Genomic DNA, 20,790 nt, shown 5'->3' on the forward strand with positions numbered 1-20,790 from the left:
TTAGAGACTTTTTAGTGTATTTTATTGAGTTTAATATTCGTCTTCATTCCAAAGATAATCATCCTCTGTTGGATAATCTGGCCAAATTTCAATAATAGAGTCATACGCTTCACCTTCGTCTTCAATATCTTGTAGGTTTTCTACAACTTCTAAAGGAGCTCCTGTTCTAATAGCGTAATCTATTAATTCGTCTTTGGTTGCTGGCCAAGGTGCATCTGCTAAATAAGATGCTAATTCTAATGTCCAATACATTTCTTATTATTTAATTTTGTGCAAAAATAATTTTTTTACTGAATTATGCAAGTATTTTTTAAGAAATATAAAATCGATAAAAAAAGAACTTGTTAATATTTTTGAGGAATCCACTTAATTTCCTCTACTGATAAGTCTTTGGACAATTTTCGTGCCAACGTAAATAGGAAGTCAGAAAGTCGGTTTAAGTACTTTATAACATTGTTATTGATAGATTCTTCATCATTTAATTCAACTGATAAACGTTCTGCACGTCTACAAACACATCTTGCAATGTGACAGAATGACACAGCTTGATGACCACCAGGTAAAATAAAATGTGTCATTTGCGGAAGTTCAGCATCCATTTTATCAATATCATTTTCTAAAAAAATAATAGATTCTTCGTTAATTTTAGGAATGTTTAAGCGTTCTTTACCAGATTTTAATGTTTCTTTTTCTGGAGGAGTAGCTAACATTGCTCCTAAAGTAAATAACTCATTCTGAATTTTTAGAAGCGATTCTTTAATTTCTTCACTAATTTCTTGATCTTTTATAAGCCCAATATAAGAGTTTAATTCGTCTACAGTACCATAACTTTCTATACGTAAATTGTATTTTTTTACTCTGGTGCCTCCAAAAAGTGCTGTAGTACCTTTATCTCCAGTTTTTGTATATATTTTCATTTTAAAATTTGTATCAAAGTTGAAAGTTTCAAAGTTACAAAGTTTCTGTATGAGAAAATGTTAAACTCGTATTATAAAATGTTCTTTAGCTTGTGATACCCTGAAGAAAATTAATCCAAAATAAAACAAATCTATGGTTACTGTTGCATTATTTTTTTGAATGATTTTTAACCACTTTTGCTGTGTTTGTTTGTTTTTATGAATATTATGAATTACTATAAAATAGTTTGAAACTAATTCATCATTTAAAATAGAATTTATGTTATTAATATTGCTGATATATAGTAATCTGTGTTTTTTTTCTTGAGTTTTTAAGTCGGTTTTTATTTCAGTATGAATGGCATCAATCTTAAAATAGTTGATAGTTTTTGATAAGATTTTCTGTTCTTTTTTAGAAAGAAGTTCTAGTCGCTCATATTGTGATAAACCCATATTTTTTGGAAGTTTTTGATACAATCCTTTTGTAACAAAATCAAACACAAAAGGAGAATGCACTCCATGTTGATTTTTTGATTCTAAGAGGAATTTTAAATAAGAAATAAATCTAAACATTATTGTTTTTTTCCTTTTAAATATAAGGATTCTATCAAATTAGAACCAAAACTGTAAGGCAAAAAACTATATGAAGAGATTTCTTTTGTAATAAAAAAGTTGGCTAGTTTCCCTTTGGTTATACTACCCACTTTATCTTCGAGATTCATGGCAAAAGCTCCGTTAATTGTAGCTGCATTTATAGCTTCTTCTGGAGTCATTTTTAATTTTATACAAGCAGTTGATACAACAAAATTCATATTTCCTGAAGGTGTAGAACCTGGATTATAATCTGTAGCCAAAGCCAAAGGTAAACCTGCATCAATTATTTTTCTTGCTGGTGTATAGGGAATTCCCAAGAAAAAAGAACAGGAGGGAAGTGCAACAGGCATTGTTTCAGCATTTTTTAAGTGGATTATATCTTCATCATTTAAAACCTCTAAATGGTCAACTGATAAAGCATTATGTTTTGTCGCAATTTCAATTCCGCCAATTACATTAAATTGATTTACATGTATTTTAGGTATTAAATTATATTTTTTTGCAGCTGATAAAATTCGGTGAGTATCATCCACAGAAAAATAACCAACTTCACAAAATACATCTATAAAATCTGCTAAATTCTCATCAGCGATTTTTGGTAACATTTCATCAATAATTAAATTGATGTAACCCTCTTTATTATTTTTAAATTCTGATGGAATTGCATGTGCACCTAAAAAAGTTGTTTTTATAGGAATATTGTAATTTTCTTTGAGTTTTTTGATAACTCTCAACATTTTTAACTCAGCTTCAACAGTTAGTCCATAACCTGACTTTATCTCAATAGCTCCAGTTCCTAGAGCAATAACTTCTTCTAACCGTTTTGCAGATTGTTGGTACAAATCATCGAAAGAAGTTGCTTGTAATTTTTTGGCAGAGTTTAAAATCCCACCTCCTTTATTAGCTATTTCTTCATAAGAAAAGCCATTAATTCTATCTACAAATTCTTGTTCTCTATTACCAGCAAAAACAATATGTGTATGAGAATCTACCCAAGTAGGAAATATCATTTTGCCTGTGCAATCTATTGTTTTGTCTGCGGATTTTGGTGTATTTTCCATTTTTCCAAAATCAATAATTATATCATTCTCAATTAGCAAAAAAGCATTTTTTAGAGTTGGTAAAATAGCCATTAGTTTACCAGAAACTTTTTTTATGTTAGTTTCTCTTACTTGAATTAATTCTTTGATATTAATGAATAATTTAGTCATTTAAAAATGATTATTTTCGCTAAACAAACATAATAAAAGTTTATTAATGATTCCAAAAAATGAATATGCACCTTATTTTGAGCAATATATTTCTTTAATAGTAAGTGAAGAAAAATCTATTTTAGAAAATTTGATAGATTCTCAAAAAGAATTTGATACTATTTTGAGAAATCTACCTAAAGAAAAAAATAATTTCGCTTATGCAAAAGGTAAGTGGACTTTAAAAGAATTGATACAACATATTATTGATACAGAACGTATTTTTTGTTACAGAGCTTTATGTTTTGCAAGAAATGATACTACTGAATTACCTGGTTTTGACCAAGATGTTTTTGTAGCTAACGATACTGCAAATGATAGAGAGTTTAAAGATTTACTTGACGAGATGACTGTTTTACGTAACTCTACAGTTCAATTATATCAAAGTTTTTCTGAAGAGGCTTTGTTAAGAATTGGAATAGCATCTGGTAATAAAATGTCTGTTAGGGCTTTAGGGTATTTATTTGCTGGGCATCAAATTCATCATTTAAACATAATTAAAGAAAGATATTTGTAACTTTGTACTACTAAAATTTAATGATGAATTTACCCAAGTTTTTATTGGCAGATAATAGCGAATATCCAGAAGATATTTTTATTCTGCATACAGAGTTTCCACGTTTTGTTATTAACCTAAAAGATGATGAGGTAGAGTGGTTAGATGATTTGTCTGGAGAAAAAGAAGATGAAATAGCTAATGAATTAGAGCATTTGATAAAACTAGCTGAAGATTTCTATGATACTGAAATGGAGAAATATGAATAAAAAAAAGCCCAACTTAACTATAAAGCTAATATTGGGCTCCAACTAACCAACCAGTTGTTTATTTACGCTGCATTAATTTTTACAGGTATTTTATAAATTTCTCCTTTTTTTACTCCTTTTACATCTATTTTTTTGTAGTTTAATTTACTTTTTACAAAAGAATTAAACTCTGTTAATTTACAGTCTACAGATATTACAACCACTTCATTTTTACTATTAATCATAAAAGATACTTCAGCTTTTGTGTCACTTTTAAGTTCTAGTTGAATTTTTGTACCTAGCATAGATACTATTTCAGTTCTTAATTGTTTGGTTACTTTCGTAGCATATTCTTTTTCTGATTCTTTTTCAGTTGCATTCACTGAAAATACTGTTGATAAGCTAATTGCTAAGATTGCGATGATTGATTTTAAATTTTTCATTTTATAAGTATTAAGTTAAACGTGTATATCAAAAAGACGAGGATATTTCAAAAACGTTTCAGTTGAAAAGTGACTTTAATACTTAATTAACACAAATGACATTTGGTTAACAGTTTTTAACGTTAATTGTTAAAAAAATGAGGATTTTTTAAAAAATAACAAGTTTTATTAGGTGTAAAACTAATTATACTTCCACATTTTACGAATTTTTTTCTTATCTCGAGTTATTTTTGTACCTACTAAACTTTCCCATAAAAACAAACCTGATATTTTTTCAATTTTTGTGGTAGCTACTTGAAAATGTTCTAAAACGCCATCTTCAAATTTAGGATCATCTAAATCTATTGGTTCATTTGGTATTATAAAAGACCATATTCTTAAAGTACCTCTATGGTTTTCTGTTAGTACAGATTTAAAATAAGCATGTGGTATAGGTAGAGTAACTCCCTCTTCTTTTTTAGATTCAATTACTTTTACTTCTTGATCGAATAAAAATAATGGGCCAGAAATTACATAGGTTTCTAAAATATTTTTAGTCTCATTTAATACCCTTACTGCATTTTCTAATCGTTTCCATACACCTTTATTAAAACTTGGGTTTTGTGGAGACATATTAGATAATAAAAATGTTTCACTATTTTGTAGTTGAGTTTCTATCTGATTGGCACTAGATACTAAATGGCCTCTATCATAGCCAGAATTTAAGTAATTGGCTAAATCTGCTCTAAACCGTTCAGGAATTCTATAATCTGGTCTAAAATTTTCAATTCGTTGAATTTGAGTTTTGTCTTTATCAACAATTTCTAATGCCCATTTTGCTTGCCTAAAATAGTAGGAATATCCTAAAACATAATGTCTGTTGAATAAAATTTGATCTGCAGCTGGTAAACCGTATCTGGTTTCTTTTTTTAAGTTAGAAGCATCTATCATAGCTATATAGTTTGGTTTTACCATCAAATATAGCTGAATTATATGTAATAAAAAGAAGTACTATTTAGCCTTTTCTACTAACTCTAATTTATTAACACTTGTTTTAGTGGTAAATATTCCATAGTTAATTGTTACGCTTTTCTTATCAATCTTGTCAATAGTACCTACTGAATTAGAATCGATAATTCTTACTTTATCATTTACTTTAAAGTTATAGTTTGCTTTTTCTTTTGCAATTTTAGCTTCTTCTTTTTTCTTTTCTTTACGTACTTCAACCACTTTTTCTAAAACATCTTTTTCAACTTTTTTAATAGTTTCTTGCATTTGTTTGGCAACAATTTTTGCTTTTTGTTTTTGCGATTTAGTTTTAGGTTTTATAGGATTTTTTTTAGCATGTTTCACTTTTTCATCTGCAACCCATTTATTAAAGTTACTATTCAATTCTTTTTTATTATTTGTTTGAAAATACTTGTTCAACAATTCATTTACTTTTCTACCCAAAGAAAGCATACGTTGATTATTATCATACAGTTCTTGAAAACCAGCCAATTTATCTTGAATTCGTTGTTCTTTTTCTTGTAGATTTTCTAAATGTTCTTGCCCTTTTGATTTTTGCTTTTCTAGACTTTCAGAATTTTTTTGAAGACGATTTCGTTCTTTTTGCAATTTAGAAATGGTTCTATCCAAACGTACTTTTTCAGTTTCAACGCGTTTTTTTGCTTTATTAATTAAACTAAAAGGAATGCCATTTTTTTGAGCTACTTCAAAAGTAAAAGAACTTCCTGCTTGTCCAATAAATAATTTATACAAAGGCTCTAAAGAACGCTCATCAAATTGCATATTCGCATTGGTTACATTATCTAATTCGTTAGCCAAAACTTTTAAATTGGAGTAATGGGTTGTAATAATTCCGAAAGCCTTTTTATTATAAAATTCTTCCAGAAAAATCTCTGCTAAAGCTCCACCCAATTCAGGATCTGACCCTGTACCAAATTCATCAATTAAAAACAAGGTACTTTCATTGCACTTGCGTAAAAAATAACGCATATTCTTTAAACGATAACTATATGTGCTTAATTGATTTTCAATTGATTGGTTGTCTCCAATATCAGTAAGAATGGTGTCGAAAATATATGTTTTACTTCGTTCTGCAACTGGTATTAATAAACCACTTTGTAACATAACTTGTAATAAACCTATTGTTTTTAACGTAATACTTTTTCCACCAGCATTAGGACCAGAAATAACAATAATTTGTTGTTTTTGATGCAGTTGAATGGTTTGTGCAACTGTATTTAGATGTTGATCTTTATTCTTTTTCCATAAAATAGGATGATAGGCATCTTTAAAATACAATTGTTTTTCTTTCGTAATTGCAGGCAATAATCCATTGATTTCTTTTGCATATTTTGCTTTAGCTCCAATAGTATCTAAATGTGTTAGGAAAGTGATATAATCTTCTAAAAGATCTATCATTGGTCGAATTGTAGCAGATAACGTTCTTAAAATTCGAATAATTTCTTGCTTTTCTTCATATACCAAATTTTGATATTCTCTTGAATATGCTAAAGTTGCTTGAGGTGCTATATATACGATATTTCCAGATTTTGAAGAACCTAATAAACTTCCGTTTACTTTTCTTCTATGCATAGCAGAAACCGCCAAAACACGCTGGTTATCAACAATGGTTTCCTTAATGTCATCTAAATATCCAGCAGCAATAGCTTTGCTTAATGCACTGTTAAAACTAGCTCCTATTTTTCCACGTATATTGTTAATACCTCTTCTAATCTGTTTTAAATTAGATGAAGCATTACTTTTTACTTCTCCTGAAATATCAATGATTTTTTTTATTTCATCATCAATATAAGTCGTGAACTCAACTTGTTGAGAAAGTTCAAAAAAAGTAGGAAAAAGCTCTTTAAATTTTTTAAAAAACTTTATTTGTTCATTAACAGTTACAGAAGTTGTTGCAATTTTTAAGAAAGCGTCTGTTTCAATAAAACTGTTTTCAATAGCCAAACGTTTTACACTTTCTGTAATATTATCAAAACCATGATTTGGAATTCGATTTTCATTTTCAAATGAAGCTAAATATTCATCTACTAGATGTAATTCTCTGAATAATTCTTTTCTATTAACAATTGGTTTTATCTCAAAAACATTTTGTTTGCCTAAACTTGTAATGCAAAATTCTGCAACTTGTTGTAAAACCGTTGTAAATTCTAAATCTTGTAATGTTTTACCTGAAATGTTCAAGTATAATTTGTCTTGTTAATTAATAATTATTTTTTTAATCAATGAGTTACTTTCATTAAATATTTTAAAAAAGTAAATACCTTTCGATATGTCTTTAAGAGGAATAATATTTTCTCCAATAAATATTATTTCTTTTTTGATAAGAGTACCATCCAAAGAGTAAATAATTAGATTAGATTTTTGATTACTATTAATAGTAATTTCTTGTATTGCAGGATTAGGATATATTAGAAAATTAATTTTATTAAAATTATCTGATGATAAAGACTTACAATCAGCTTCATTATTAACATAATTTCTATTTACACCATCGTTCCAATTTAATTCACTGTATGCAATATCATCTACAATTATACAAGTTGTATTATCAATACCTTCAAGTTCAATTAATTTAATTTTTGTATTATTTCCATTTTTCAAATCTATTAATTTTAAATTATTTTCATAATTTAACCTGATGTATTCAAGGTTTTTATTATTTGATAAGTTCAATGTTTCTAATTGGGTATTGTGTAGAGTCAACTCATTTAATTGCTCATTATTACTTAAATTTAAGCTAGAAATTGGGTTATTATGAAGTGAAAGACGTTCTATTAAAATATTGTTTGTAATATCGAAAGTTTTGATTTCATTTCTAGAACAGTAGAAAGTTCTTAATTTTTCATTTGAGTTAATATCTATATTTTTTAATTTATTATTACTTAAAGATAATCCACTAAGTTCTAAATTTAAAGATAAATCAACAGATGATATTTCATTATTAAAGGCATATAATTCAGTTAGATTTATATTTTTTGAAACATTTAAAGTATCAATTTTATTATTTGAACAATTTAAAAATTCTAGGTCAGATAAGTATTTGATGTTTAATTTTTTAAAATTATTACTGCTACAGTCGAGTCTTATTAATTTTGTGTTATTAGACAAATCTAACGAATCTAAATTACTATTAATACAAGTTAAAAAAGCTAAATTTTTATGTTCAGAAAGATCTAAACTTTTTTGATTAAAGTTACCTAGACTTAAATTATTTATTTGTAGGTTATTTTTTATATCTAAAGGTTTGGTTAAAGGATTATCATAACAACTAAATGATTCTAATCTAGTTAATTTAGATATATAGATTTCTGTAAAATTATTTTCTGAACAATTTATTCTCTTTAGTGTTGAAATGTAACTTAAGGAGTTGAAATCAAAAGAACTTATTTGGTTCTTGTAAAAAGATAAATCAACCAAACTATTTTGGTTCTCCAAATTCAGATTTGTGAGTTTGTTATTACCGCAACTCAAATTTTTCAAATAATAATTATTTTTTAAATCTAATTCAGTTAAATTATTATTAAAAAGTTTTATTTCTTCTAAACTGTTATTGTTTGGTAAGTTTATTGTCTCAAGTTTATTTTGTCTTAAATCTATTTTTTTTAGCTCAAGATTTTTTGATAAATCTAGGTTAACTATGTTATTAGCAAAAGCAGTTAATTCTTTTAGATTTTCAAAGTGTTCAATACCTGTTAAATCTATAATATTCCTAAAAACTATATTTAAGCTTTCTACACCTAGCATATTATTTTTATCAACAAAACCATCTAGTTGCCCAGTATTGTCTATACCTAAATTTATCAAGGCTATTTCAAAATTGCTATCTGGTATAGATATTTGTTGAGAAAAAGAAGATTTATAAATTAAGAAAGAGATAATTATTAATAGTAATTTTGTTTTCATAACTAATTTTATCACAAAAATAAGAAACAATGAATGTAAAAATTGCGGATAGTTGGAAAAATATTTTACAAACTGAATTTGAGAAAACTTATTTTAAAGAATTGGCAAATTTTGTAAAGTCGGAATATAAAAATAATACTTGTTATCCTAAAGGAAAGGATATTTTTGCTGCCTTTGATTTTTGTTCTTTAGATGATCTAAAAATAGTGATTATCGGTCAAGATCCTTATCATGGGCCAAACCAAGCTAATGGTTTGTGCTTTTCTGTAAAAGATGGTATTACACATCCACCTTCATTAATAAACATTTTTAAAGAAATTACAACAGATTTAAATGTAGATTATCCAAAAAGTGGCAATTTAGAAAAATGGGCAAAACAAGGTGTTTTATTATTAAATGCAACTTTAACTGTAAGAGCTCATGAGGCTGGGAGCCATCAAAAAAAAGGTTGGGAAATATTTACAGATGAGGTAATTAGACAAATTTCTAATGAAAAAGAAAATATTGTGTTTTTGCTTTGGGGTGGTTTTGCTAAAAAGAAATCTAAATTAATTAATAGTAAAAAACACCATATATTAACATCTGGTCATCCCTCACCCTTAAGTGCGAATAGAGGGTATTGGTTTGGAAATAAACATTTTTCGAAAACAAATACTATTTTAAAATCCATCAATGAAAAAGAAATTGATTGGTAATTTTATATAGCTTTAGATGTTGAGAAGTAATTTAAGAGATACTGAAACAAGTTTAGTATAATAAAGGAAAAAATCCGCTAAAAGCGGATTTATTGAATTTGAAATTAAGAAACAAACTAGATTTACATGAAATCAGCTTGTTGATTAACTGGTTGAATAGTTATATTTTCTGCTAAACCGCAAGAACTAGAAGTACTTCTGCAAGAAGAAAAACTGATAAGACTTAAAATACAAATCGCAATAAATGCTACTTTTTTAACTGTGATTTTTTTCATGGTTTAAAAATACATATTTTTTATGAAATCTTCCGAATTTTTCTTCTCTTCAATAACGTTGAATTGCACCATTTTATTTTGGATACGTGTAATTAAATTTTTCGTCATTGGTTTTCCAGCATTCCATTTTGTGATTTTTAGCCAATCTTGAATATCTTCTAATTGCTGTTCATACCTTTTTGCAAGAATTTTATCAATATTATTTATTTTTTTAAAATCTTTTGTTTCGTTATTAATAATATTTAAAACTTGTTTTACTTCATCAAAATTAGTTGATAAAACTTCGTTTCTAACTGCAATTACGAAACAAGGCCAGGGAGTTGGGCAGTTGTCAATTCTTCTAAAAGTACCATTATCTACTAATGGTTTTGTTGTAAAATGTTCCCACATAAAATAATCTGCTTCTCCAGCTGTGAGTGCATCAATACCTCCTTGTAGGTTTTTAATCACTTTAAATTTTAGTTTAGAAACATCCCAACCTTGATTATATGCATTTACAATTGCCATTAAATGAGAACCAGAACCAAATCTACTAATCGCAATTGTTGCGTGTTCTAAATCAGCAATAGTTTTAAATTTTGATTTTGCACTTACATGAATTCCCCAGATTAAAGGTGTTTTTACAAAAGTTTGTAGAATTTTAGAAGGATTACCAGCAGCAATATCTTTGATAATTCCTTCTGTTAACACAATAGCAATATCAACTGTGCCTTCTCTTAAGGCTTTACACATTTGACCTGTACCTCCAGGATAATCTTGCCAGCGTAAATTGATGTTATGTTTGCTGTATTCTTTATTTTTTAGAGTGATGTACCAAGGATAGTTAAAATGTTCTGGAACTCCACCAACTTTAAGATTTGTCATTTATTCCACTAATTTATCAAGTGTGTATATAATTAAATCTGCAATAACTTTGTTTGGGTTTTCGCTAAAAGTACCATTAGCTCTGTTAGCAATAATCGCATTCATAGAAACAGCATTATGCCCTAATAATTTTGATAAACCATAAATGGCAGAGGTTTCCATCTCTAAATTTGTAATTCTGTTATCTATAAAATTGAAACTATCAATCTTTGAGTTTAAATTTGCGTCTTGTAAATTTAATCTTAAAACTCTTCCTTGTGGGCCGTAAAAACCTCCAGCAGTTGCAGTAATTCCTATATATGTTTTTTCTGAAGTGATTTTTGTGGCTAGTTTATTTGCATTAGAAATTACTAAAGGATGACTTTTTTTAAGACTCCAATTGGTATGTTTTACAAAAGCATCTTCAATTTCTGGATGCGAAATTTCATCAACTTGATAAGCTTGTAACATTCCATTCAAATCTATTGCATGAGAACTTAATAAAAAAGAATCTACAGGAATATCTTTTTGTAAAGAACCAGAAGTACCAATTCTAACAATATTTAACGCTGTGTGTTCTTTTTTAATTGCTCTAGTTTTTAAATTAATATTTACTAGAGCATCTAATTCGTTTAGAACGATATCTATATTATCTGGTCCAATACCTGTGGAAATAACACTTATTCTCTTGTTCTTATAAGTACCAGTTGTTGTTTTAAACTCACGTTTTTGTGTTGTAAATTCAATAGAATCAAAATGTTTGGTTACTTTATCTACTCTTTCTTGATCCCCTACAAAAATAAAATTTTGAGCAATATTTTCTGGTTTTAAATTCAAATGATATATACTACCATCATCATTTAAAATTAATTCAGATTGTTTCAATGACATTTATGATGTTATTTGTAACAGTTTATCAGTTTCATTGTGACGTAGAAAACTGTATTTTTTAGCTCCACCAAGATAAGATAAATCATTTCTTAATTCTCCATAAAAATTAATTTGATTTTCTAAAACAGCTTTTCCTTTTTTATTGAGTTTTATAGGATTGAATGAAGTAAATAATTTTTTAAGGTTATTTATTTTGTTTTCGTATTGTGAATCTCCAAAACCATAATTTTTTTCATCTTTTAATAATTGATCAACTAATTCTCTCTGGTTAGAAAAGTTGCGAGAATTTGCAGTTTTAATAATAGTGTTTTCTATAGTATTTAGACCATTTTCAATTGATGGAAAACGTAACATATGAGCTTCTATTGCACTTACTAAATATTGAAATGTATTGCTAGTATTAAAGCTATTAACAGTTTCTAAACGTAAAGGCGAATCTGAACAGTATAATTGCCAGATATAATCTGCGTATTCTATATCATCTTGAGATAATTCTACCCTGTTCTTATAATGATTTTTTAGTTGATTTTCTGTAAGTTCTCCTAAAGCTTTTAATTTTTTTGATCCTTTAACCTTACCACTACAAACTAAAGAAATATGATAGCCTTTTCTGTAACGTTTTAACCAACTAATTACAGCAATCATATTAATTTGACAAAATAAATCGTGTTCAAACCAGAGAACTATTTCTTTTGTATTCTTCTTGTTACAAAGATTTCTATATTCTTTTAGAGTATAATCTATAAATTTTTTCTTTGTTATTTTATAGGATGTTTTAAAAAAATCAAATCTGTTTTTCCAGAAAGATTCACTACCAACATCTATAGTAGTTTTGCCTTCACAAAGCATTTCTCTCCAAGTAATAAAATCACCTGAAAAATTTAGTTTTTTAAGATAATCTGTTGTGCTATCTCCATTTGTTATGTGTAAAATTGAAGCCCCCATAAAAATTACTAACGTTTTTTGGTTTTATTTAATTGTGTGATGTTGATGAAGATTAACCACCAACACGTTTTACTTTAAATCCTTTTTCTTTTAGCATAGCCATTATTTTATCTCTATAATCTCCTTGAATAATAATTTTATCATCTTTAAAACTACCACCCACAGAAAGTGTTTTTTTTATTTCTTTAGCAAGAATCTTAAAATCTTGTGTTGCTCCATTATAACCATCTAAAATAGTAATAGGTTTCCCTTTTCTTTTTTCATACTTACAAAGAATTGGTTCATTTTGTAGCCAAACATTAGATTTTTCAACTTTAGGTTCTAGAGTCTCTTTATGATCTGGAAACAAGTTTTTTAATTGATCTTTTAAATCCATTATTTTTTCAATCCTAACTCTTTTAAACGCTCATCTAAAAACTCACCTGCTGTAATATCATCAAATTGCTTTGGATTATCTCCATCTATACAATTTTCAAGAACATCAAGTTTCATATCTGAAACAGGGTGCATAAAAAACGGAATAGAATAACGTGAAGTGCCCCACATTTCTTTTGGTGGATTTGTAACTCTATGTATCGTAGATTTTAATTTATTGTTACTATGTCTAGACAACATATCTCCTACATTAATCATTAGTTCGTCTGGTTCTGCAACAGCATCAATCCATTCTCCTTTATGGTTTTGAACTTGTAGACCTTTTCCTTGAGCACCCATTAATAAGGTAATCAAATTAATATCTCCATGAGCTGCTGCTCTTTCTGCTCCTTTTGGTTCAGTTTTTATTGGTGGATAATGAATAGGACGTAAAATACTATTTCCGTTTTTAATATAATCATCAAAATAGGTTTCTTCTAAACCTAAATGCAAAGCCAAAGAACGCAACACATATTTTGCTGTTTTTTCTAACATTTGGTAGGTTTCTTTACCAACTTCATTAAATTTAGGTAATTCTTCAACTGTTACATTATCTGGATATTCGTTTGCGTATTTAGAATCAGCATCTACATATTGTCCAAAATGCCAAAATTCTTTTAAATCCCCTTCTTTTTTGCCTTTTGCAGATTCTTTACCAAAAGAAACATAACCTCTTTGACCTCCTATTCCAGGTATTTCATACTTTTCTTTTACTTCTGTTGGTAAATCAAAAAAGTTTTTGATTTCTGTATATAAATCACTTACTAATTTATCATCTAAAAAATGACCTTTTAAAGCAACAAAACCTATATTTTCATAAGCATGTCCAATTTCATCAATAAATTTTTGTTTTCTGTTTTTATCATTAGATAAAAAATCTGCAAGATTTACACTAGGTATTTTATTCATTGTTGATTGATTTAAAATAAAACGGGTTTAAAGTTACAAAAAAAAGGTTACCAAAAATCATAAAAAAAAGCCATGAAAATTAGGTAATCTATTTTTTTAAGAGGTTAGAATGAATTTTTATGAAAAACTACTTCTTTTTGAATGGTATTAAATAAGAAAGTGTATAGTTAAAACCAAAACCAGTTCCGCTTTCGAAAATTCTGTTGAATCCAGGTGAATACAAGGTTTTGAAGTTATTGGGTTCTGTATTACTTATCATTACTTTATAAGATACGCTAGCACTTATAAAAAAGTTTTTAAATGTTTCCACTTTTATGCCTACCATAATTTCAGACCAATGTGCATTCAAATCGCTTGATACTGGTACATTGTTTACATTTCCTGTAAAATAAGGAGGGGTGTTTAACTGCCCAGTAACTACATTTGGTGTAAAGCTATTTAAAGTCTGCTCAAAAATACTTAAACCATATCTAAAACCCACAAAAACCTCGTTGTTCATATCTAACCAATTTTCATAAGCATTAAAGTTGATACCTAGTCTCATGTAACTTCCTTTAGATGTAGAGTTTGTAAAATCTTCTTGAGTAGTTTCGCTTTCATAACCCAGTTCTGCTGCAATAAATAATCTTTTGGTAATTCTATAATCACCTACAAGTTCAATACCACTATTGTATTCTCCATCAATTGAAGCTTTTATTGGCTTGCTGATGTCTATTCCTATACGAATTCCGTAAGGAGATTTATATACAATAGAATCTTTGTTAGAGCTAATACTATCTTTAGATTTCTCTTGCGAAAAACCATCAACAAGACAAAAAAGAAAAAATAGACTAATGAAAAATTTGGACATGTGCTTCATCTTGATTTTCTATTGTTGATGTATTTGGAGTAAAACCTTTTATCCAAGAGTTTGTGTCTGGATTAAATGTTACATTATTAAAAATAATTTTAAAACCACATGAACGTGATACATAAATATTTTCAGGAGTATAGTTTATTGTTAGTTTTACAATTTCATTGTTACTAGTTTTACCATCGATATTATTCATTTTAATAGTATAAATGGTCTCTGAAACTGACGTGTTTAATGGTATAGAAACAATACTGTCTATAGTTTGATTAGTATATAGACTGTCAATTATACCATCAGCTATAATTGAAAACCTTTCAACTTTTTTAACATTTATCCTATTAGCATCATCATAAAATTTTAAAATTAATTGTGGTGTTACAGGATTTTCTAAACAAAAATCATCTTTAGTACAACTCAAAATACCAATTAACAAAACAATAGTTGCTATTATTTTTTTCATATTTTATTCTTCTACTTCTACTATTCTGTTAATAGCTTCTGCTAATTTAAAGTCTAATTCAGTAACTCCATCAGCATCGTGAGTGGTTAAAGAAATATCTAAAGTATTATATATATTAGTCCATTCTGGATGATGATTCAGAGCTTCACATTCAAATGCAATTCTATTCATTGCAGACATACAATCTTTAAAATTATCGAATTCAAAATCTGTATGTAGTGCATTATCGTAAAAATCCCAATCTGTAAGGTTTTCTATTCTTTGTTCTATTTCTCTATTTGATAGTTTTTTCATTAGAAATTTATTTTGGCTAATGTAAAATGTTTATTTAAAACATTAAAATTAAAATTTAAAAATTGATAACTAAAAAAGTAAAATCTCAAAATACCTAATTATAGGTATATAGATGAAAAGCTATGTTTTAGATATTTGAAAAAACTTATAATCATGGCATTAATACTTAAATATCGTTTAGCTTGGAATCATATTCAAAATAAAGGGGAGGTAATACTAAAAATATCAAATAGTAGTGATTTAATAAAAATAGAGGTTAACAGTGCTAGTGAATTTAACGCTATTTTTTCTATCTTAAATAACTCACCCGTAAAGATTAACAATAATGGATGGATATTTAATGCTGAAAGTGAGAATCCTGGAAATTAGAAACTATGAAAAAATTAATTATTGGAGTTTTAATATTGGTGTCTTCTTGTGTGTCAAGAAAAGCAAGAGTACATAATCTTCCTAGGTTTGAAGATGGTTCTGGAAGATATTTTATAACTTTTGATGCTACAAGAAGAGGTAGTTTAGTTACCGTTGACAAATCAGGTAAATTAAGAGTGTTATCTGAAGTTGCTCCAGATGCAGCAGTTACTTCCGTGATAAATTTGACATCTAAACTGAATGTAAAAGACAAATTTGAAGCAGAACAAGTAACAAAAATAACAGAAAGTTTAACTCAATTAGGGAAAAGAACAGCTTCTGTAAATATTTTAAGAGACGCTTTATATAGATTAGAAGAGCTTCATATAAGTGGAGAAAAAATAGATTCTACTGATATAAGATATTTATTATTCAAGGAAATTCTAGCAACAGTTAAAGAAATTCAATTGTCTGAAAAGATAGAAAAAGAAGTTGAACAATTAAAGTCTGAATTAAAATCTATAAAAAAAATGCCAGATTATGATAAAAAATAATTGAACTATCTCTCAAACAAAACCACAGTTTCAATATGACTTGTGTGTGGAAACTGATCTACCAAACTTATTTTTTTTAGTTGATAACCAGCTTTATTTAATAATTCAGTATCTCTGGCTTGAGTTGCAGGATTACAAGAAACATAAACCATTCTGTCTGCATTTAAGTTGATGATTTTCTGCAACGTTTTAGGAACAATGCCAGCTCTTGCAGGATCTAAAATAATTGTCTTTATCTTATTTTGGTATTCTGGATGTTGATTTAAAAACTTACCAACATCAGCAGCATAAAACTGTAAACCATCGATATTATTTCTTTTTGCATTTTTTTTTGCATCTTCAATAGCGGAAGCTACAATATCAACCCCAATAATTTTAGCATTTTCACTTTTAGAAGCTACAATTTGTCCAATGGTACCTGTGCCACAAAATAAGTCCATAACAACTGTGTTATCAACTTTAGATTTATCTTCTAATACATAGTCAATCACTTTACTATATAGTTTTTCTGCAGATTTAGGATTGGTTTGAAAAAAACTTTTCATACTTATTTCAAAGTTCAAACCTAACAGCTCTTCAACTATTTTATCTTTTCCATAAACTAAATTGATACTTCCTGAAGTTGCAATGGTTCTATCTCCAATTTCATCATTTATGGTGTGCAATAAACCTGCAACTCTTTTCCCAAAGAGCTTGATTAAAAATTTTGCAAATTTTTGGAGATTGAACTTCGATAAATCATAAGAAGTCGTTACTAAATTGAATAGTAATTCATCAGTTTTGTAAGATTTTCTAACTACAAAATACCTGAAAAATCCTTCTTTTTTGGGGCCATGCCAAGGTTGTAAACCTGTTTCTTTACAATACTTCCTAATACGTATTAAATTGTCTTCAAATTGTTTGTCAAAAAGTCCAGAATCTTTATTCAGGTTATCTCCCATCCACCAAACGCCTCGTCTTTTAAAACCTAACGTAAACTCATCTACATCTGTTTTTTTTACTCTATCATAACCAATTGCAGAAAAACCATATTCCATTTTATTTCTGTAATGAAATACGTTTGGAGATGTGATAAATTCATCAAATAAATCTTCGATATTTCCTACTTTACCAATTCGTTTAAAAAGTGATAATGTACTTTCTTTTTTATATTGATGTTGTAAATTTATAGGTAATTGAATGTATGGTGCACCAGGAATATCCTGAAATGGAACTTCAATTTCATCATCAGAAGGTTGTAAAACATCAATCAATTTGGCTTCAGCATATTTTTTGCTAGTCTTTTTTATTTGAGCTTTTACCAATTGCCCAGGTAAAGTATTGGGTACAAAAACAACAAAACTGCCTTCATCAGAATGGATTCTTGCAATTCCTTTACCTCCAAAAGCATAATCCTCTATTTTAAGTTCTAAAATTTGATTTCTTTTTACAAATTTATTGCGTTCTCTTCTTGGCATTGTTTCTTATTATTAGTTGCAAAAATAGAATACTTTATCGATTATTTTCTTATTTTTGAAATTCTTCAGGGATGATTTCTTTCCCACGCTGAATTTCTGGCCAAAATATCTTATGGCTTCAGAAGGATAAAGGTAGAACAGGAATGGTTATTATTAATTAAAAATTATTAAAAATGGCTGTTTTAGAACAACTGACTTCGCAACAAGCGATTGAATTAGAGAACAAGTATGGTGCACACAACTATCATCCACTTCCTGTGGTTTTAAACAGGGGAGAAGGTGTGTATGTTTGGGATGTAGAAGGGAAAAAGTATTATGATTTTTTATCAGCATATTCTGCTGTAAATCAAGGGCATTGTCATCCAAAAATTGTGGATGCTATGACAAATCAAGCAAAAACATTAACCTTAACTTCTAGAGCTTTCTATAATGATATGCTAGGAAAGTACGAGAAATTTGCATCTGAATATTTTGGATTTGATAAGTTATTACCTATGAATACTGGAGCAGAAGCTGTAGAAACTGCTTTAAAAATTGCAAGAAAATGGGCTTATGAAGTAAAAAGAATTGACGAAAATAAAGCAGAAATTATTGTTTGTGAAAACAACTTTCATGGAAGAACTACTACCATTATTTCTTTTTCTAACGATCCTGTAGCCAGAAAAAACTTTGGTCCTTACACCAATGGATTCATTAAAATTGAATATGATAATTTGCAAGAATTACAAAACGCTTTAGAAAATAATGCAAATATTGCTGCTTTTTTGGTAGAACCAATACAGGGTGAAGCTGGTGTATATGTTCCTTCTGAAGGTTATTTAAAAGCAGCAAAAAAGTTGTGCGAAGATTACAATGTATTATTTATTGCAGATGAAGTACAAACAGGAATTGCTAGAACTGGGCGTTTATTAGCCACTTGTGGTAATTGTTCTTGTGAAAACAAAAACTGTGAAGGTACACCAGATGTAAAACCAGATGTTCTAATTTTGGGTAAAGCTTTAAGTGGAGGCGCTTATCCTGTTTCTGCTGTTTTAGCAAACGATGAAATTATGAATGTAATTCGTCCTGGAAATCATGGTTCTACTTTTGGAGGTAATCCAATAGCAGCAGCTGTTGCAATTGCTGCATTAGAAGTTGTTGCTGATGAAAAATTGGCTATAAATGCGGATAGATTAGGTAAAATATTTAGAGAGGAAATTGCTGAATTTTGTAAAACAACAGATTTAGTAAAATCTGTTAGAGGTAAAGGTTTATTAAATGCTATTTTAATAAATGATACAGAAGATAGTTCTACTGCTTGGGATATTTGTATAAAATTAAGAGACAATGGTTTATTAGCAAAACCAACTCATGGAAATATCATCAGGTTTGCACCACCTTTGGTAATGAATGAAGTGCAATTAAGAGATTGTATTGCTATTATTAAAAAGACAATTTCAGAATTTAAGAACTAGTTTTAGTTATTAGTATTATATGAGCCACAAATTTAATTTATAGAATTTGTGGCTTTAGTGTTTTTAGTTATTTTTACAATAACAAAACCAAAATCAAATAAAATGCATAATCCAATTACTCAATTAGAAGAATTAACGTTAACAACTGCCTCTAAACGTTTTTTAAAAGAAACTGCTAAATGGACATTTTTTCTATCTATACTAGGTTTTATAGGTGTTTTTTTGATGTTGGTTATGGCATTCTTTACTCCTTCTATTTTTGAAATGATGGTACAAATGCAACCAAGCCTTCCTCCAAATATGGGTAGTGCAATTGCGTTTACTTATTTTGTTTTAGCAATTCTCTATTTTTTTCCTGTATATTATTTGATAAAATTCTCTATTAAACTGAAGAAGGCTCTATCTACAAAAAACGATGAAACTTTAGCAAAAGCTTTTGAAATGTTGAAGTCTCACTATAAATTTATTGGAGTTTTTTCTATAATTACACTATCTATTTATTTGGTTTTGATAGTGTTTTCTGCAATGGGTTTTCTATCTTAAAATTATTTAAGCAATTAATTTTTTTTAGAAGTATCTTTTTTTCTACCAAACAGATTTTTTAAAACATCTTTAGCTTTGTCTTTTACCAAATCTTTTGTTTTTTTTACAGAATCAGTTTTTGCGGAATCTTTCTTTTTGGTTAATCCTAATAAGTCTTTTAGCTTATCTTTTCCTTGATTTTTTAGATTTTGTTTCTGCTTTTCAATAATGGTGTTCATTAAATTTGCAGTAGCACTTTTAATATTTGTAGAAATATTTGGGCTAGAAAAGCTCCCATCAATATTAGCTGTAACAGGAATAGTTTTAATGTCTGAAGCATCTTTTGGAGTGAGTTTTTGTATTGCTTCAGTAACAGAGCTTCCTAAATATTTTACAGGTACATCAAAATTAACTTCGTAATTCATGCTCTTGTCAAAACCATGCTTACCACCAATTTCAATAGCAATATCTTTGTATTTTAAAGGGATAGGCTTAACTGTAACTTCTCCGTCTTTAAAAGAAAAGTAACCTGTGAGTTTATCTAAATTCAATTTATCAGTATCTAAAAAAGAGACTTTATTATTCAATAGACTTAAAGTTTTAGAATTGCTAGCTTTTAATTTTGTATTTAGTAATTGTCCAAATAATTTTCCTGTTAATGTATTTAAATCTGGAGTCATATCATTTTTTAAATCACCAGAAATAGTAATAGTCGAATTTAGTTGACCTTCAATAGTTTTTGCAATAGGTGCAATGGCTTTCAGCATTTCTAATGACGAAAAAGATTCTGTAATATTCAACTCATTCAGGTTTAAATCCATAGAAAAAGTTGCTTTTTTACCTTTTGTTGAAACAGTACCATCAAAACCTATATTACCCCCAAAAACATTAGTTTGTAAATTTTTAAGATTTACAGTTTCATCTTTTAAAGTTACAGTACCTTTTACCTCTTTTAAATTGATGTTATCATAAACTACATTATTAGCTTTCGCATTAAGAATAATGTCTAAAAAAGCGGGCACTTTTAAAGATGATTTT

At 28.0% G+C, this 20,790-nt stretch carries 26 protein-coding genes; 7 read left to right on the plus strand and 19 right to left on the minus strand.

The annotated features are described in order from the left end of the window. Positions 1-30 precede the first annotated feature (30 nt). The 4 genes from BTO18_RS01395 to hutI all read right to left on the minus strand — a co-directional run bounded on the left by BTO18_RS01395 (position 31) and on the right by hutI (position 2,701). A complete protein-coding gene (locus BTO18_RS01395) occupies positions 31-252 on the minus strand; it encodes a DUF2795 domain-containing protein (RefSeq protein WP_105014503.1) in 222 nt (73 codons plus the stop codon). A gap of 92 nt (positions 253-344) precedes the next feature. Continuing rightward, the gene (locus BTO18_RS01400; protein ID WP_105014504.1) at positions 345-917 is read right to left on the minus strand and encodes a cob(I)yrinic acid a,c-diamide adenosyltransferase; all 573 of its coding nucleotides are present in this window, start codon (positions 915-917) and stop codon (positions 345-347) included. Between the two features lie 60 nt (positions 918-977). Further along, positions 978-1,469 carry a hypothetical protein gene (locus BTO18_RS01405; protein ID WP_105014505.1) on the minus strand — a complete coding sequence of 164 codons (492 nt, stop codon included), beginning with the start codon at positions 1,467-1,469 and terminating at the stop codon, positions 978-980. Then, positions 1,469-2,701 (minus strand): imidazolonepropionase, encoded by a 1,233-nt coding sequence (gene hutI / locus BTO18_RS01410; RefSeq protein WP_105014506.1) that lies wholly within the window; start codon positions 2,699-2,701, stop codon positions 1,469-1,471. The genes BTO18_RS01405 and hutI overlap by 1 nt, the downstream gene beginning before the upstream one ends. A 46-nt stretch (positions 2,702-2,747) precedes the next feature. On the opposite strand from hutI, the gene BTO18_RS01415 reads away from it, so the two are divergent. Then, positions 2,748-3,257 carry a DinB family protein gene (locus BTO18_RS01415; protein ID WP_105014507.1) on the plus strand — a complete coding sequence of 170 codons (510 nt, stop codon included), beginning with the start codon at positions 2,748-2,750 and terminating at the stop codon, positions 3,255-3,257. 23 nt (positions 3,258-3,280) lie between these two features. After that, positions 3,281-3,505 carry a DUF8828 family protein gene (locus BTO18_RS01420; protein WP_105014508.1) on the plus strand — a complete coding sequence of 75 codons (225 nt, stop codon included), beginning with the start codon at positions 3,281-3,283 and terminating at the stop codon, positions 3,503-3,505. Between the two features lie 62 nt (positions 3,506-3,567). On the opposite strand, the gene BTO18_RS01425 is transcribed toward BTO18_RS01420, so the two are convergent. From BTO18_RS01425 to BTO18_RS01440, 4 genes are all read right to left on the minus strand, one after another. Then, the gene (locus BTO18_RS01425; protein WP_105014509.1) at positions 3,568-3,927 is read right to left on the minus strand and encodes a hypothetical protein; all 360 of its coding nucleotides are present in this window, start codon (positions 3,925-3,927) and stop codon (positions 3,568-3,570) included. A gap of 180 nt (positions 3,928-4,107) precedes the next feature. Next, entirely contained in the window at positions 4,108-4,857 is a 750-nt protein-coding gene (locus BTO18_RS01430) for a DNA/RNA non-specific endonuclease (protein ID WP_170063215.1), read from the minus strand. A gap of 60 nt (positions 4,858-4,917) precedes the next feature. Beyond that, positions 4,918-7,116 (minus strand): endonuclease MutS2, encoded by a 2,199-nt coding sequence (locus tag BTO18_RS01435; RefSeq protein WP_105014511.1) that lies wholly within the window; start codon positions 7,114-7,116, stop codon positions 4,918-4,920. A 15-nt stretch (positions 7,117-7,131) separates the two neighbouring features. After that, positions 7,132-8,838 carry a T9SS type A sorting domain-containing protein gene (locus tag BTO18_RS01440; protein ID WP_105014512.1) on the minus strand — a complete coding sequence of 569 codons (1,707 nt, stop codon included), beginning with the start codon at positions 8,836-8,838 and terminating at the stop codon, positions 7,132-7,134. A 29-nt stretch (positions 8,839-8,867) separates the two neighbouring features. Between BTO18_RS01440 and BTO18_RS01445 the strand changes: the two genes are divergently transcribed. Next, positions 8,868-9,533: a uracil-DNA glycosylase gene (locus BTO18_RS01445; protein WP_105014513.1), complete on the plus strand. Its 666-nt coding sequence runs from the start codon at positions 8,868-8,870 to the stop codon at positions 9,531-9,533. A 122-nt stretch (positions 9,534-9,655) separates the two neighbouring features. Here BTO18_RS01445 and BTO18_RS17550 read toward each other — a convergent pair whose 3' ends face one another. The 9 genes from BTO18_RS17550 to BTO18_RS01485 all read right to left on the minus strand — a co-directional run bounded on the left by BTO18_RS17550 (position 9,656) and on the right by BTO18_RS01485 (position 15,417). Next, positions 9,656-9,808 carry a hypothetical protein gene (locus BTO18_RS17550; RefSeq protein ID WP_170063216.1) on the minus strand — a complete coding sequence of 51 codons (153 nt, stop codon included), beginning with the start codon at positions 9,806-9,808 and terminating at the stop codon, positions 9,656-9,658. 3 nt (positions 9,809-9,811) lie between these two features. Beyond that, a complete protein-coding gene (locus tag BTO18_RS01450; protein ID WP_105014514.1) occupies positions 9,812-10,672 on the minus strand; it encodes a substrate-binding domain-containing protein in 861 nt (286 codons plus the stop codon). After that, positions 10,673-11,542: a nucleoside phosphorylase gene (locus BTO18_RS01455; protein WP_105014515.1), complete on the minus strand. Its 870-nt coding sequence runs from the start codon at positions 11,540-11,542 to the stop codon at positions 10,673-10,675. Beyond that, positions 11,543-12,487: a DUF1835 domain-containing protein gene (locus tag BTO18_RS01460; protein ID WP_105014516.1), complete on the minus strand. Its 945-nt coding sequence runs from the start codon at positions 12,485-12,487 to the stop codon at positions 11,543-11,545. It abuts the gene before it with no gap. A 52-nt stretch (positions 12,488-12,539) separates the two neighbouring features. Continuing rightward, entirely contained in the window at positions 12,540-12,863 is a 324-nt protein-coding gene (locus BTO18_RS01465) for a translation initiation factor (protein ID WP_105014517.1), read from the minus strand. Further along, a complete protein-coding gene (locus BTO18_RS01470; RefSeq protein WP_105014518.1) occupies positions 12,863-13,810 on the minus strand; it encodes an isopenicillin N synthase family dioxygenase in 948 nt (315 codons plus the stop codon). The genes BTO18_RS01465 and BTO18_RS01470 overlap by 1 nt, the downstream gene beginning before the upstream one ends. 127 nt (positions 13,811-13,937) lie before the next feature. Next, on the minus strand, positions 13,938-14,660 hold the full coding sequence (locus BTO18_RS01475) for a DUF6048 family protein (protein WP_105017465.1): 723 nt from the start codon (positions 14,658-14,660) through the stop codon (positions 13,938-13,940). Beyond that, a complete protein-coding gene (locus BTO18_RS01480) occupies positions 14,641-15,123 on the minus strand; it encodes a DUF6452 family protein (RefSeq protein ID WP_105014519.1) in 483 nt (160 codons plus the stop codon). Before BTO18_RS01480 ends, BTO18_RS01475 begins: the two co-directional genes overlap by 20 nt. Before the next feature lie 3 nt (positions 15,124-15,126). After that, entirely contained in the window at positions 15,127-15,417 is a 291-nt protein-coding gene (locus BTO18_RS01485; RefSeq protein WP_105014520.1) for a 4a-hydroxytetrahydrobiopterin dehydratase, read from the minus strand. 153 nt (positions 15,418-15,570) lie between these two features. On the opposite strand from BTO18_RS01485, the gene BTO18_RS01490 reads away from it, so the two are divergent. Both BTO18_RS01490 and BTO18_RS01495 read left to right on the plus strand, forming a co-directional pair. Continuing rightward, positions 15,571-15,786 (plus strand): hypothetical protein, encoded by a 216-nt coding sequence (locus BTO18_RS01490; RefSeq protein WP_105014521.1) that lies wholly within the window; start codon positions 15,571-15,573, stop codon positions 15,784-15,786. Positions 15,787-15,791: 5 nt separating this feature from the next. Next, the gene (locus BTO18_RS01495) at positions 15,792-16,319 is read left to right on the plus strand and encodes a hypothetical protein (protein ID WP_105014522.1); all 528 of its coding nucleotides are present in this window, start codon (positions 15,792-15,794) and stop codon (positions 16,317-16,319) included. Between the two features lie 5 nt (positions 16,320-16,324). Here the strand turns inward: BTO18_RS01495 and rlmD are convergent, their stop codons facing one another. Then, complete coding sequence (gene rlmD / locus BTO18_RS01500; RefSeq protein WP_105014523.1) at positions 16,325-17,776, minus strand: 23S rRNA (uracil(1939)-C(5))-methyltransferase RlmD; 1,452 nt, start codon at positions 17,774-17,776, stop codon at positions 16,325-16,327. Positions 17,777-17,949: 173 nt separating this feature from the next. On the opposite strand from rlmD, the gene rocD reads away from it, so the two are divergent. Continuing rightward, positions 17,950-19,230 carry an ornithine--oxo-acid transaminase gene (gene rocD, locus BTO18_RS01505; protein WP_105014524.1) on the plus strand — a complete coding sequence of 427 codons (1,281 nt, stop codon included), beginning with the start codon at positions 17,950-17,952 and terminating at the stop codon, positions 19,228-19,230. A 102-nt stretch (positions 19,231-19,332) separates the two neighbouring features. After that, positions 19,333-19,773 (plus strand): hypothetical protein, encoded by a 441-nt coding sequence (locus BTO18_RS01510; RefSeq protein WP_105017466.1) that lies wholly within the window; start codon positions 19,333-19,335, stop codon positions 19,771-19,773. Between the two features lie 14 nt (positions 19,774-19,787). Here BTO18_RS01510 and BTO18_RS01515 read toward each other — a convergent pair. After that, the coding region (locus BTO18_RS01515) for an AsmA-like C-terminal region-containing protein (RefSeq protein ID WP_170063217.1) at positions 19,788-20,790 on the minus strand (1,003 nt) is incomplete at its 5' end.

The sequence above is a fragment of the Polaribacter porphyrae genome, from assembly GCF_002954685.1.
GTDB lineage: Bacteria > Bacteroidota > Bacteroidia > Flavobacteriales > Flavobacteriaceae > Polaribacter > Polaribacter porphyrae.